At 36.5% G+C, this 14605-nt stretch carries 17 protein-coding genes; 2 read left to right on the forward strand and 15 right to left on the reverse strand.

Features of this window, described 5'->3' with window-relative positions:
- Positions 1-6: 6 nt before the first annotated feature.
- The 5 genes from ACSKY2_RS04060 to mreD form a co-directional block, all read right to left on the reverse strand.
- Positions 7-1668, reverse strand: coding sequence for a formate--tetrahydrofolate ligase (locus ACSKY2_RS04060; RefSeq protein ID WP_489876870.1), 1662 nt, complete (start codon positions 1666-1668; stop codon positions 7-9).
- A 193-nt stretch (positions 1669-1861) separates the two neighbouring features.
- Positions 1862-2695, reverse strand: a complete 834-nt coding sequence (locus ACSKY2_RS04065; protein ID WP_489840991.1) for an amino acid ABC transporter substrate-binding protein — start codon at positions 2693-2695, stop codon at positions 1862-1864.
- Positions 2692-3342, reverse strand: coding sequence for an amino acid ABC transporter ATP-binding protein (locus ACSKY2_RS04070; protein ID WP_489876871.1), 651 nt, complete (start codon positions 3340-3342; stop codon positions 2692-2694). Before ACSKY2_RS04070 ends, ACSKY2_RS04065 begins: the two co-directional genes overlap by 4 nt.
- An 11-nt stretch (positions 3343-3353) precedes the next feature.
- Positions 3354-3998 carry an amino acid ABC transporter permease gene (locus ACSKY2_RS04075; protein ID WP_489840989.1) on the reverse strand — a complete coding sequence of 215 codons (645 nt, stop codon included), beginning with the start codon at positions 3996-3998 and terminating at the stop codon, positions 3354-3356.
- Positions 3999-4319: 321 nt separating this feature from the next.
- Positions 4320-4940 carry a rod shape-determining protein MreD gene (gene mreD, locus ACSKY2_RS04080; RefSeq protein ID WP_489876872.1) on the reverse strand — a complete coding sequence of 207 codons (621 nt, stop codon included), beginning with the start codon at positions 4938-4940 and terminating at the stop codon, positions 4320-4322.
- A 154-nt stretch (positions 4941-5094) separates the two neighbouring features.
- Here mreD and ACSKY2_RS04085 point away from each other — a divergent pair, with 154 nt between their 5' ends.
- Positions 5095-5721, forward strand: a complete 627-nt coding sequence (locus ACSKY2_RS04085) for a carbonic anhydrase family protein (protein ID WP_489876873.1) — start codon at positions 5095-5097, stop codon at positions 5719-5721.
- A 103-nt stretch (positions 5722-5824) separates the two neighbouring features.
- Here the strand turns inward: ACSKY2_RS04085 and mreC are convergent, their stop codons facing one another.
- From mreC to ACSKY2_RS04100, 3 genes are all read right to left on the reverse strand, one after another.
- The gene (mreC, locus tag ACSKY2_RS04090) at positions 5825-6670 is read right to left on the reverse strand and encodes a rod shape-determining protein MreC (RefSeq protein ID WP_489876874.1); all 846 of its coding nucleotides are present in this window, start codon (positions 6668-6670) and stop codon (positions 5825-5827) included.
- Between the two features lie 124 nt (positions 6671-6794).
- Positions 6795-7799, reverse strand: a complete 1005-nt coding sequence (locus ACSKY2_RS04095; protein WP_489840985.1) for a rod shape-determining protein — start codon at positions 7797-7799, stop codon at positions 6795-6797.
- Between the two features lie 89 nt (positions 7800-7888).
- Positions 7889-8323, reverse strand: a complete 435-nt coding sequence (locus ACSKY2_RS04100; protein ID WP_489840984.1) for a JAB domain-containing protein — start codon at positions 8321-8323, stop codon at positions 7889-7891.
- Positions 8324-8435: 112 nt separating this feature from the next.
- Between ACSKY2_RS04100 and ACSKY2_RS04105 the strand changes: the two genes are divergently transcribed.
- A complete protein-coding gene (locus tag ACSKY2_RS04105) occupies positions 8436-8780 on the forward strand; it encodes a VOC family protein (RefSeq protein WP_489876875.1) in 345 nt (114 codons plus the stop codon).
- 149 nt (positions 8781-8929) lie between these two features.
- On the opposite strand, the gene ACSKY2_RS04110 is transcribed toward ACSKY2_RS04105, so the two are convergent.
- The 7 genes from ACSKY2_RS04110 to nrdF all read right to left on the reverse strand — a co-directional run bounded on the left by ACSKY2_RS04110 (position 8930) and on the right by nrdF (position 14581).
- Positions 8930-9766: a hypothetical protein gene (locus ACSKY2_RS04110; RefSeq protein ID WP_489876876.1), complete on the reverse strand. Its 837-nt coding sequence runs from the start codon at positions 9764-9766 to the stop codon at positions 8930-8932.
- A gap of 129 nt (positions 9767-9895) precedes the next feature.
- A complete protein-coding gene (locus ACSKY2_RS04115; protein ID WP_489840981.1) occupies positions 9896-10261 on the reverse strand; it encodes a CrcB family protein in 366 nt (121 codons plus the stop codon).
- Positions 10249-10635, reverse strand: a complete 387-nt coding sequence (locus tag ACSKY2_RS04120; RefSeq protein ID WP_489876877.1) for a fluoride efflux transporter FluC — start codon at positions 10633-10635, stop codon at positions 10249-10251. The genes ACSKY2_RS04115 and ACSKY2_RS04120 overlap by 13 nt, the downstream gene beginning before the upstream one ends.
- A 14-nt stretch (positions 10636-10649) precedes the next feature.
- A complete protein-coding gene (locus ACSKY2_RS04125) occupies positions 10650-11423 on the reverse strand; it encodes an ABC transporter ATP-binding protein (RefSeq protein WP_489876878.1) in 774 nt (257 codons plus the stop codon).
- Between the two features lie 3 nt (positions 11424-11426).
- A complete protein-coding gene (locus tag ACSKY2_RS04130; protein WP_489876879.1) occupies positions 11427-12314 on the reverse strand; it encodes an ABC transporter permease in 888 nt (295 codons plus the stop codon).
- A 7-nt stretch (positions 12315-12321) separates the two neighbouring features.
- The gene (trpX, locus tag ACSKY2_RS04135) at positions 12322-13308 is read right to left on the reverse strand and encodes a tryptophan ABC transporter substrate-binding protein (protein ID WP_489876880.1); all 987 of its coding nucleotides are present in this window, start codon (positions 13306-13308) and stop codon (positions 12322-12324) included.
- Between the two features lie 316 nt (positions 13309-13624).
- Positions 13625-14581: a class 1b ribonucleoside-diphosphate reductase subunit beta gene (gene nrdF, locus ACSKY2_RS04140; protein ID WP_489840976.1), complete on the reverse strand. Its 957-nt coding sequence runs from the start codon at positions 14579-14581 to the stop codon at positions 13625-13627.
- Positions 14582-14605: the final 24 nt, after the last annotated feature.

Here is a 14605-nt window from a genome sequence, read left to right on the forward strand (position 1 = left end):
TTATCCTTAATTAAGGCCGACAATTTCACCATTTTCGTCTATATCAATATCAAATGCTGCCGGATGTTTTGGCAATCCTGGCATTGTTAAAATAGAGCCAGTTAATGCCACTAAAAATCCAGCACCCAATTTCGGAATAAATTCTCGAATATGGATATCAAAATTCTTAGCTGCGCCGATTTGCTTAGCATCATCTGATAATGAATATTGTGTTTTAGCCATTATTATCGGTAGCTTATCCCAACCATATTTTTTAAATGTTGCTAATTGTTTCGTTGCTTTATTAGAAAGAATTGCCGTTTGACCACCATAAATTTCTGTCACGATATGATTTATTTTTACCATTGCATCATCAGTTGCATTATACAATGGTTTGAAACTTTTATCTTGTTCTGTTGCCTGAACCACCCCAGCAGCTAAATCTTGTGCCCCTGTCCCACCTTGAGACCAAACATCAGCAACATATGCTGGTACATCAAAACTAGCGACATAATCCTTAACCAATGCCAACTCTTCTGCTGTATCATCAGTAAATTGATTAATTGCAACAACAACAGGGACACCATAACGACCCATACTTTTTAAATGTTGTCCTAAGTTCGCTAATCCCGCTTTCAGTGCTGCTAAGTTAGGAACGGTCAATGATTTCTTATCTTCACCACCATGCATTTTTAATGCTCTAACAGTTGCCACAATAACAATTGTATCCGGTGTTTTCCCAAGTAAAGGGACCTTAAAGTCAAGAAATTTTTCACCACCTAAATCTGCACCAAATCCTGCCTCAGTCACAACATAATCGGCTAACTTTAAGGCAGATTTCGTTGCTAAGATTGAATTTGTTCCCTGAGCAATGTTCGCAAAGGGACCGCCATGGATAAAAGCCGGTGTATGTGCTAGCGTTTGTACCAGATTTGGCTTGATTGCATCTTTTAATAATGTTGTGATTGCTCCAGCAACGCCTAAATCAGCAACAGTTACAGGCTCTTTATCATAAGTATAGCCAATCACAATTTTCGCAATACGCTGTTTCATATCTTTTAAATCATGTGACAGAGTTAAAATAGCCATTAATTCCGAGGCCACCGTGATATCAAAGCCATCTTCTCTTGGTATCCCTGATGTTGCTCCCCCTAAACCGATGGTGATATGACGCAATGCACGATCGTTGACGTCTAAGGCACGTTTCCACAAAATACGACGTGGGTCTAAATGCAATGGATTTCCTTGATAGAGACTATTGTCGATCAATGCTGCCAATGTGTTATGCGCACTGGTTAACGCATGAAAATCACCAGTAAAATGCATATTAATATCGGCCATTGGAACAACCTGTGAATAGCCGCCTCCTGTGGCGCCACCTTTCATCCCCATAACCGGACCTAAAGATGGTTCACGTAATGCCACAATAGTGCGATGATGTTGTTGCATTAATGCATCTGCTAATCCAACGGTAACTGTTGATTTCCCTTCACCAGCTGGTGTGGGATTGATTGCTGTTACTAGGATCAATTTACCCAACTTGTTTTGCTGATGTGTTTGATTCAGGGTAACTTTTGCCTTGTCTCGTCCATAAGGTTCCCATTCATCTAACGATAGTCCTATTTGATCAGCAATTTTTTCAATTGGCCAAATATCTGCCGACTGTGCAATTTCAATATCTGTTTTCATCCCTAGCTCCCTCTATCCTGCCTACGCAACTATTTATACAACTTAGTCTAACTTTAAAAGTCAATAATCTCAATAAGTTTATTCAAGATTAAAAAAACATCGTATGAAATTGTTTAAAAAAAACCGAAGTGCCAACAATTTGGTAAAACTTCGATTTTATAAATTATTTAAATGAGGATGTACCTATATTTCATTATTTGTTATTAGTACCAAAATAGCGTTGTGAAATTTTATCAATTGTCCCATCTTTTTTCATTTCTGCCAGTGCTTGGTTAATTTTGTGCCGTAATGTCACATCGCCTTTACGCATACCAACACCGTAAGAATCAATACCAAATTTCGTCGGAATAACTTTAAATGCATCAGGATCTTTTTCATGAGCAATATAATAGCCTGCATAGTCAGCATCAATCAACACGGCATTCAGGCGACCAACTTGGAGATCGTTTAAGGCTTTATCAAAAGTATCATACTGTTGTGCATCAGCACCAACAATTTTATGTAAGGTATTATTTTTCTGATTATAAGTCAACAGACCTGACGAACCTGTTTGTGCACCCAAACGCTTACCTTTTAAGTCAGCGAGCTTGTTTATTTGTTGATTTTTCGTCGTGACAATAACTTGTTGATCATGATGATAGGGGTTTGAAAAGGCAACTTTTTTCTGACGATCTGGATTGATTGTATATCCGTTCCAAATCATATCAATATGTCCTGTTTTCAATTCCGTTTCTTTCATTGACCAATCAATCGTTTGAAATTTAGCTTTCAAGCCAATTTTTTTCAAACTCGCGCGAGCCAAATCAACATCAAAACCCACTAATTTACCAGACTTATTACGAAAACCCATTGGAACAAAGGTATCATCAACACCAATAACAACCGTTTTATCAGCTGTTACTTGACGCCAGGTATCTTGGCTATGAGTTGTTCGATACCAAAAAAAGCCACCAATTAAAAGTAAAATAAGAAGAACAAGCCCATTACCGATAATCTGTCGGCGCCAATTAATTTTTGATTTAATCATAAACTCCCCCCTCTAGCAACGTCTGTTCCAAAATCAAATGTTTGATCTGCTACGGCTTGTGCGAACGGCAAGTCGTGCGTCACAATTAACTGTGTGACCCCCTGTGTTTTTAACTGTTGAATCACTTTAATAACTCGTGCTGTTGATTCAGCATCTAATCCAGATGTTGGCTCATCATAAGCTAAAATACCTGGTTTCATTGCCAACGCTCTGGCAATCGCAACACGTTGTTTTTGACCACCCGATAGTTGAAATGGATACTGGTTCATTTGTTCCTCTAAACCAAGATTTTGTAATAACTCTTCTGCGGCTAATTCAGCATCTTGCTTAGACATTTTCTTAACTAATTGTGGTGCTAATGTCACATTTTGCTTGACCGTATACTGAGGAAATAAATTAAAATCTTGAAAAATAACACCGACTTGAGCGCCTTGACGGTTTCCAGAAATATCCAACAACTCATCATTTAAAACGAGTTCGCCACGATCTGCAGGTAATAAACCTGCTAAAATACGTAATAACGTTGTTTTCCCAATTCCAGATGGTCCAACGATCGTTAAGACTTCACCATCTTTGATTGTTAGATCCATTCCCTTAAAAATCACACGACTATCAAACGTTTTTGCCAAATTTTTAATTTCTAGCATATGTCTACCCCTTAACGATAAAAGTTCATTTTATTTTCCATACGACGTTGAATAATGGTTGCTAAAGCAATCAAAATTAAATAAACTAGACCAACTATTAGATAAGGTACTAATGTGACATCACGTGATGCTGCAATATTTCCAGCACGCATAAGATCCCCTAACCCAATAACATAAACCAACGATGAATCCTTTACCAAATTCACAACTTCATTACCAACTGATGGCATAACAATCTTAAATACTTGTGGTAAAACAATCTTACGCATGGTTTGAAACTTTGTTAATCCAAGGACTTGTGCGCCGTCATATTGGCCTTCAGGTATACTTTGAATACCACCACGAAAAATTTCAGCAAAATAAGCGGCATAATTTAAAATGAACGTCACGACAGCTGCTTCAAATCTTGGTAATGTCATAATGTTCGCAAGACTTAAACCGTAGTAAACAAACACAATTTGTAGTAACAATGGTGTCCCACGCATTATCCAGACATAGGCGTTCATTACCCATTTCAGTAAATAAATATCCGAACGTAATGCGAGTGAAACTAAAATTCCTAATGGCACCGAACCGACTAAAGTTAGTGCAAAAACACCAATCGTCATTTTTAAACCACTTAACAAACTGGGTAAAATCTGCAAAATATAGTCCATAAACACAATCTCCTTAAAAATAAAAAAGCCCTCAAGCAGCCAAATAGACTGCTTGAGGACGATGACTCGTGGTTCCACCTCAGTTTAATTAGCCATTACTGACTAATACTCTAATACCATTAAAAAATAATGGCACACATGGATAACGTCATGACACGAGACCGATTAGGATCCGATAATCTTGGGTGTGGTTCATCTAGCATCTTGGTTACTTTCCAGCTTCAGCGTAACTCTCTTAACAAAACAACTAAACTACTCTTCCAATCAAATCTTTAATTACTGTTTACCATAATATAAATTAAAAACAATCATAAGTCAATCTTATTTTGGCATATTTTTTTGTGACCGAGATGTTAATGTCAAACGCCCATTTAAATCTCTTTGAGTCACATCATAAGATGAAATATCCGGTTTTTTAGTCGCATTATATAAAAATGACATAATTCCGTATACTAAAATTAATAAAATTAGATTAATAATAATTGTTGGAAATAAATGAAACATAATAAAATTGGGAATATTCAAGTTAATAAGACCAATAATGCCAAAAGCAGCATAATCATAAACCATGTAGGCAGTTAACGAAACAAACCATACTGCCAATGATGATGAAAAACTGTATGACAAATATTCCTGAATAACTTCAGCTAATTTCAAAATCAAAGCAAATCCAATCGTAGCTGGTCCGATAATACCTGTATAAAAAATATCCACTAATAAACCGGCAAAAAAAGCAATACTATAAAGCCACTTACGCTTAATTTGTTGTGCATGTCCAGTCATTACTGGCATCATCACAGCAATGAGTGCTAGCATTGGACTTGCTGACATTGGTTGTTTAAATAATACTGGTGCAAAATACAATGAAATGCCACCATCAAGCATAACGGCAATGATCACTAAAATAAAATGAATCCATGTCGTACTAATATATTTCAACATAATTATTTTCTCCATAAGGTGTTACAAATTTGGTAACTACATTATAGTAGCCTGATTTTAGTCAACTCGTCAACTAATTTACCATAAAAATCTCTATCATAATTGTTTATAGACTGCTACACTTAACCTAGTAAGGTTTAAAAGGAGAAGTATCATGAAAAAGTTAGATTACACATCACAAGATAAGTGGCCACGCACATCAGGTAATATGCAGTCACCAATTGCATTATCAGATGATCTTGCTGTAGTAAATGATTTTCAAACTGAATTATCATTCGATTATGATCATACAGCAAGTTATGTACGTGATACAGGTGCTGGCATTGAAGTCGGTTTAACAGGACATGCCCTCTTAGGCAATCGACCATTTACATTAAAACAGTTTCACATTCACACCCCCAGTGAGCATACGATCAATGCGCAATCATTCAGTGCAGAAATCCATTTTGTACACGAAGCGCTTGATGGACGATTAGCAGTTGTTGCTGTTCCAGTGATAATTGGGCAAGCCTCTGACTCATATCAAATTGTCTTACAACATATGAATGAATCAATTGATTGTCAATTGCCGCTTGATGATATTATGCCTAAAGATACTGCTTATTATCATTATATTGGTTCGCTAACTACGCCGCCATTAACGGAAAACGTTGAATGGTATGTTCTCAAGAATGCTGTCACTCTATCTGAAGAACAACTATCACAACTGAAAGTTTTCTACAAAAAAAATAATCGTGATTTGCAAGATAGAAATGATCGTACAATCATCACTTCTAATTAACTTAACATGATATTATTCACTAAGCTAAGACTCTAATATTAAAGGCCAACAATTCACCATATAAAATGGTTAAATTGTTGGCCCTTTTTAATTGTCATCTACATTATGGAATAGCGACACTAACAACTGGAATATTATTGAAGTCCGTTGCTGGTTTAATATAAATCTTCTTTGACAGTCCGTAATTATCACTACCGACCTTTTCAACCTTACCAACGTACAAGCCGGATGGTGTCACACCACCTAAGCCACTTGTTGTAACTAAATCACCCTTCTTTACTGTTACATCAGATGTAATTTGTCCCATCACAATCAAGTTTTTTGCTTGGTTAAAACTCGTAATAATGCCGTCTACCGTTTCATCTGCACTATTTTGAACTCGAATAGCAAAACGATCAGCAACTTGATCATTATCTGATAATAATTCAACCTTGGCATTAGTTGTATTCACTTGTGTAATACGTCCAATCAGTCCACCAGATCCCATGACTGATAGTCCCTTTTTCAAACCAGCATTGGTTCCTTTATCGATAATCAATTGTGTTTGCCAATTACTTGGTGATCTCGAAGTAACTACTGCATTAACAACTTTATAATCTGTCAATGTATTGCTAATCTTCAATTGATTTTTCAATGCTCTATTTTCTTGTTGTAACACTTGTAACTGCACTTTAGTTTGTGCTAAATCATCAACCTTGTCAGTTAACCGTTCATTTTCTTGATACGTATTCATCAACTTTTCAACTGAATTGTAACCACCTTGTACGGCTCGTATTGGGGCATTCACAATATTTGCAGTCCAACCTGATACATCCGAAATAACCCGAACTGGCAAAGATGGTTCTTTTTGTGAATTATGCGCACGATCACCTAAAGTAATCGTACCAATTGCCACAATGACAATAATTACACCAATGACTAATCGACGTGATGTAAAGATATTCTTCATCTTAAACTGCCTCTCGTTTATCTTACCTTATTGTATTAAATAAGATTTATTGCTTTTTACTACCATGGATATGAAGAAACTACCCTGAAAATAACGGGGTAGTCCTCATATGATCAGTTTAAGTCTAATTATTTTTCAAAACATCTATAGACTTTAGAGCTTCACCTGTACCAATAACAACAGCATCTAATGGTTCTGGCGCTACAAAGACTGGCACTTTTGTTTCTTCAGCAATTACTTCGTCTAGATGGGCTAATTGAGCACCTCCACCAGTCAGAACAATACCACGATCAATAACATCTGCTGCAATCTCTGGCGATGTTTCTTCTAGTGTTTCTTTGATTGCAACAATCACTTCTGCAATCACATCTTTAATTGCATCAGCAACATCACTGGCTTTAATTTCAATCGTCTTCGGTAGTCCTGTTACCAAATCGCGACCACGTGCAGATGTTCCAGCCATATTTTCAGCAGCTGCAATATCTGCTGAACCAATAGCCATCTTTAAACGTTCAGCAGTTTGTTCACCAATTAAAACTGAATATTTTTGACGAACATAGGCCATAATTGCTTCATCAATTTTATCGCCTGCCATTCGAATTGAACGTGATGAAACAATCCCGCCTAATGAAATAGTGGCCACATCAGTTGTACCACCACCTAAATCAACAACCATCGATCCAGTAGGTTCCATCACTGGTAAACCTGCACCAACTGCGGCCGCAAAAGGTTCTTCAATCACATAGGCATCGCGTGCACCAGCAACACGAGCAGCATCAATCACTGCTCGTCTTTCAACAGCTGTAACACCTGAAGGAACACCAATGGTAACATATGGTTTTGCCCCACGCGTTCCTAAGGCTTTGCCTAAATAATATTTCAACATGGCCACGGTTGTTTCGTAATCCGCAATCACGCCATCACGCATTGGACGAATAGCTGTGATAGATCCCGGTGTACGTCCCAACATCTCTTTAGCAGCAGAACCAACTGCAACGACCTCATTGGTTTTTGTATTACGTGCAACAACTGAAGGTTCGCGTAGGACGATCCCCTTACCTTCAATATACACTAGTGTATTAGCTGTTCCTAAGTCTATTCCGACATTTCGAGTTCCAAATGAAAACACAGCACTTTCCCTTTTCTTTTTTTATTTTTGATAATTCTAACCATGTACTTTTTTATCAAAAAGTACCATACAATTTCTTACTAAGTTTATCACATGTTGTCGACCTTAGTCCATAAATCAATTAGTGTTTCTAGTTCAACTTTTGGTAATAAATCTTCAATTCTGTGACTCAAATAACCCCTCTTAGAAATAATCATAAAATCCAAAAAATGAAACTGCATCACACGACTACAAATAGACATTTGTGTCATTACTGCTTGATCAGCTGACGATGCTCTTAAATTACCACTTGGATGATTATGACATAAAATAAAGCCATAAGCATTGGTCGCAACTAGATGCCGAAAAACATCTCGTGGATGTACCGTTACACTATCCAGCGTTCCTAACGCAACCTGCCAAATTTCTATAATCGTCATCTGCGTTGTTACTGCTATCACCCAACAACCTTCCTGAGGCAAATGTGAATAACGTTGTATCAATAAATCACCTAATTGCCGTACAGATGTAATTTTAACAGTCATAATCTTCCTCCCACAATAAAGACAAAGAACAACCACTTTTTGTCGTCATTGTTTTATTTATTAGCGTATAATAAATAGTTGAAAAAATTTATGAAATTAATGAGGCTAAAAAATGCGAGTTAGAAAATTTCGCCCTTTAGAAATTCCAGCAAATAATGTTCCTAACACTGTTCGCTTTTACCGTGAAGTGTTTGACTTACCAACTGAATTCGGTATCAACGAATCACGTCATCTATATTTTGATCAGCATGCCATTATCTTTAATGAAGAACCAGAAGCTGAACCAATCACTGTTCAAGTTGTTGTTCGTGATCATCGTGAAGCAGTCGAAAATCATTTTATTAATTATGAAGTAAAAGAAACTAGGTCTCCGTTCGAAAGTGAAGATGGTCGCCATATCATCTTTTATTTAGATGATATTGACGGTAACCATATTGAAGTGATTGCTAACAAATAGATTTACAATTTACCATAAAAAATAACGGCGAACAATTGTCACATATCAGATGTACCCCAAAATTAACTTTTTGGGACACCTCAATACGCGCAATTATTCGCCGTTATTTTATTTATATGAGTTATCTAACGCACCAACACATCATTTAATTAGTGTTGTTCAAGATGTCTTTGCCAAGCATTTAACAGTGCTCGACCATTTTCAGACATTTCATGCATTTGTAATTGTTCAGACATATGAATGATCATCTCTGCTTCATGCCAATGATGTTTCACCATTTGATCCATTAAATCTGACCACCAAGCAAAACTCATCGCATCACGTGTTTGTTCAACCATCCATGCTGCCACTTCATGAAAAATTTCATCATGCAAAGTTTCAGCGCCTAATAACATGACCAAAAATTTTGCAGTCATTGTATTTAGAATTTCCATTGTATGGTGAGACCACGATTTGGACCAGATAATGGTCAAATAATCAGCAATTTTTTCAACTGGTATATCTGTGATAACTGGTGCCAATAAAGCAATATCCATTTCTCGCCAGATTGTCACTGCCTCAAATGAGTCAATCAAAATTTTCTTAGCAATTTGTGCATGTTCGTCTGGGATAATTTGCGAATGCAAAACATCAGCTAAACTAGCAACACGTAAATAACCTCGCGCCATTGTATTCCGAAAAAGGTGGTACCCGCGACGACTGATAGTTTTAATTTTATCAACGTCATGTTTTTGATCAGCTTTTTGTAGGGCGAGTATTAATCCCTCAACAGTATCAAACCCATTGACCAACTCCGTATTGACTTCTGTTCCAGTTAATAACAAGTGACTCATCAATGAAATAAAACCTTCAGCTGGTAAATCATTCTCATTATTTAAATACCGGTAATACCGATTACGACTGATTCCAATATTTGCTAACTCACGAACAGGAATATCATTAGCTTGACGAATGGCATTAATTCGATTGCGATCAATTAAACTCATATGGCTATCCCCTATTATACTATCTAACATATCTCATACTATTGAGTGTACCACCTGTGCAACATCCATTCAACAAAGATTAATCACAGATGAGAAATAATTGTTTATTTTTAATGAAATGAATACCATTTAGAATAATTGACCACATTTCATTCCCAAGAATAGCACAATCAAGCCACCACCAAAAGTCAGCAATGTTTTAAGGATCAACAATCGATGCTGTCCAGAATGTTTCTGTAAAGCATCTGCAATATCAACAATTGGTGCCGAAAATGTAGATAATCCACCTAAAATACCAGGTGCTAGAAACGTATGCAGCCATTCTGGCACAAGCAATGTCAAAACAATGCCCATAAAGAAAGCTGCTAGTAAATTAATACAAACCACCATTAAGTCAGCTAATTGACTGAATAAACGTGGTGCCACTGAAAGTAAGCCAAAGCGAATCAATGAACCCAACATCGCACCTAAGCCAGTTAATATTATTTCTGCCATATGAGCACCACCTTATGACCCAAATATCGACTAATAATAACTGCAATAACACCGCCAACAATACTAATCACTAAATACAAAAATGCAGGCCAAAAAGTTTGATCAATCATATCTACTAAAGCTGTGGAATATGTTGTATAAGCTCCTAATATGCCGATCATAATAAAACTTGACGTTGTTTGGCTCAAACGAACCATCTGACTAAATATAATTACCAAAAAGGCCGATATAAACGTACCACTTATATTCACGATAATTGTTGCCCATGGGAAATGATTTGTATGACATATTATCATCATCATAGCTCGTAATATACCACCAATAAATCCACCACTAGCAACCGCTAAACATTCTTTCAACACACTTTTACTCATTTTACTTTGTTCATCTAGTAACGATTAAAGTAATCTAATAAATCTGTTACTGTCAACCTCTCCTTCTCTTCATCACACACATCCAATGAAATTTTACCTTCTGACATAATGATTAATCGATTACCATATTCTAATGCATCTTCAAGATGGTGTGTTATCATCAATGCCGTTAATTTTTCATCATGGATTCTTTGATTAGTCACTCGCATCAATTGTGCACTCGTTTTAGGGTCCAAAGCCGCCGTATGCTCATCAAGTAGTAAAACATCTGGTCGAAGTTGCGTCGCCATCAAAAAAGATAATGCTTGTCGTTGACCTCCAGATAAATCACCAGCGGCCATGTCTAATCTATCAGACAATCCATTGCCCATCGTTGCCGTAATGGTTTCATAAGTCGCTTTTTTGGCCTCATTCAAACCACGATGACGTAAGCGCCGCCGTAATCCCCGCCTTTCTGCCAATAAAAGATTTTCTGCTACAGTCATTCGTGGTGCTGTCCCAAGTTTTGGATCTTGAAACACACGTGCTAAAAAATGTGTCCGTTGTGCTTCATTCAACTTCGTCACATCATGTTCTCCTAAGTAAACATGACCACTTGTTAGCTTCAAAGAACCAGCGATAACATTAAATAATGTTGATTTACCAGCACCATTTGACCCAAGGACTGTCACAAAATCACCATCATTCAGTGTTAATGATACATCATTTAATATTTGCTTTTCATCCGGTTGACCTTGATTAACAATTACTGTCGCATGGTCTAATCGTAATTTTTTTGTCACTGTCATATATTATCCTCTTTTAAAAAATGTATGCAAATGTAATTTCGATCTCATACCTGGTAACATCAATGCAAGGCCAAGAATAACAGCACTAACTAACTTCAAGTCATCAGCATTGAAACCAACATAAAGTACAATGACTAATACGAACCGATAAAAAATTGAACCAATAATAATTGTGATTAAACGTTCGGTCAGCGTTAAGTTATCAGTAAATACAACTTCACCAATAATAATTGAGGCCAATGCAACAACAATCGTTCCAACACCCATGTTCACATCGGCAAATCCGTTGTTTTGTGCCACTAATGCGCCGCCCAATCCAATCAAACCGTTAGCAATCATTAATCCTAAAATAGTCATGTTGTCCGTATTAATGCCTAATGAACGGGCCATCATTGGATTGTCTCCTGTCACAATAAACGCTTGACCCAGTTCGGTTTTCAGAAAAATTGCTAAACAAATCGTTAAAAGAATGATAACAATCAATCCAATAATAATAACGGGGAAATTACGAGGCAAACCATTTAAAAAATCATATGAAAATAAATTATGCTTGCCTAATAATGAACGATTAGCTTGTCCCATAATACGTAAATTAATCGAATAGGCTGCCGTCATTGTCAAAATACCAGCTAATAGTATGGGAATTTTACCCTTTGTATATAACAAACCTGTTACCAAGCCCGCCAGACTACCGACCAATGTCGCTACTAGTGTTGCAAGAATTGGTGATAGACCATTTGAAATTAAAGTAACTGCTGTTGCTGCACCTAATGGGAAAGTTCCTTCAACGGTCATGTCAGGAAAGTCTAAAATTCGAAATGATAAAAATAGCCCAAATCCTAGCGTTGCCCAAATTAAGCCTTGACCAATGGCTGATACAAAAATATCCATAATTGCCTCACTTTACAAATTTTGCATGTTGATAAACCTTAGGTAAGGCTATCCCCAATTTCTGCAATTGCGTACGATTAATCACTAAATCACCTTTTTTGATAAATCCAACGGGTATATCTTTCGGTGATTTTCCCTTTAAAATTTGAGCAACTTGCTTTCCCGTTTGAATACCCAACTTTTTTTGATTAATCGATTCTGCAGCCAAGCCACCGTCTTGAACCATGGTATCGACCGTTGGAAATACTGGTACATGGGCAGCGTTGGTACTATCTATCAAAGTTGGCATCGCCCCAGCAATCGTATTATCCGTTGGTACAAACACTGCATCAACTTGATGGTTGGCAACCATTTGCTTTGCTGTTTGATTTAAATCATTTGACGATGAAATCGTATATGCTTTAACCGTTAACCCCGCTTTTTGTGCTAGTACCATCATTTGTTTTGCTTGAATAGACGCAGAATCATCAGACGACGTATAAATAACACCTAAATTTTTCAAAGATGGTACAAAAGTTTGCATCATCTTTAATTGTGATTTTAAAGGTGCTTGATCTGATACACCTGTCACATTACTGCCGGGATGTTGATAGCTTTTTACTAATTTTGATTGAATTGGCGTTGTTGACGCAGCAAATACAACAGGCTTATCAGTAATCGTATTTGCTAATGATACAGCCGCTGGTGTGGCAATGCCAACTGAGACGTCTGCATGTGCATTCTGAAATTTTGAAGCCATCGTCTTTAAATTGGACTGATCTCCTTGTGCATTTTCGAATAAAATTTTGACATTTTTACCTTTATGAAAACCCTCACTCGCTAATCCTTCATAAATACCTTTATTAATTGCATCTAATGCAGGATGTTTCATAAATTGCAAAACAGCTACTGTCGGTATCGCTTTTTTATTATTCATTTGAATAGAGTCATAGATTCCTGCAAACAATGTAAATGCGGCTAAGACACCAATAGTACTTAATATTTTTTTGTTCATTTGTTCTCCCAATTTGAATAAGACATAACGCTAATAAAAAACACGAGCAGATACGACAGTACCTTCTCGTGTTTCTCATGAAAAGGCCTGCACGATAAGCCGTGTAACCCTCTCCATTTTCTGGAAATTTAGTCAGCACAGACTCAATACATCTGCTCCCTAAGGAACCACGTACCGAATCTATGAAAAATCATAGTCGTACGCGTTATCTGCGCCACCAACCATTAAATTTTGAATCAAAATTTATCATAACTAACTTCCACCTTGTTTATTAATAGCATAATGATAGCACTTTAAAATTCATTATGCAATATACTTAGTCAATATAATAATCAGTATCTGCCATTGCTTCAACCTGCCCCAGTCGATAACCATTACCTACTTGTGAAAAGAAGTCATGATTTGAAGTTGTTGTTGAAATACCATTCATAACAATTGGATTAACATCTTCAGCACCATCAGGGAATAATGGGTCTTGACCTAAGTTCATTAACGCTTTATTTGCATTGTAACGTAAAAATGTTAGAACAGATTCAGTCCAACCGATTTCGTCATACAATAACTTCGTATAATTTTCTTCATTACTATATAAATCTAATAACAAATCGTATAACCATGTTTTTAATTCATTCTGTTCGTCTTCACTTAATTCATTGAAACCTAATTGAAATTTATAACCAATATAAGTACCATGAACAGATTCATCACGTAAAATGAGTTTAATAATTTCAGCGACATTATTAAGTTTGTTATGTCCTAAATACCACAATGGTGTGTAAAAGCCAGAATAAAACAAAAACGTCTCTAAAAATACTGAAGCGACTTTACGTTGTAACTGACTACCTGTTTGATAAATTTGATTAATCCTGTTTGCTTTATATTGTAAGAATTCGTTGCTATTCGTCCAATCAAAGATCTCATCTATTTCTGCTGGTGTATGTAACGTTTCAAAAATAGATGAATAAGATTTGGCATGCACAGATTCCATGAATTCAATATTATTCAATACTGCCAATTCGTGTTGCGTCCTCGTCGATTGTTTCAACGATGCCATACCATCCTGTGACTGTAAAGTATCTAACAACGTTAGTCCGCCAAAAACGTGCCCAACTAAATAATGTTCCTGTTCTGACATTTTACGCCAATCATCCAAATCATTTGACAACGGAATTCTCGTATCTAGCCAGAATTGTTCAGTCAACTTTTCCCAAGTTGCTTTATCAACATTATCTTCAATTGCATTCCAATTAATTGCTTCGTATGATGTATTCATTTATTCACCTATTCCTCATGTATG

The organism is Weissella sp. ESL1156 (genome assembly GCF_058505625.1).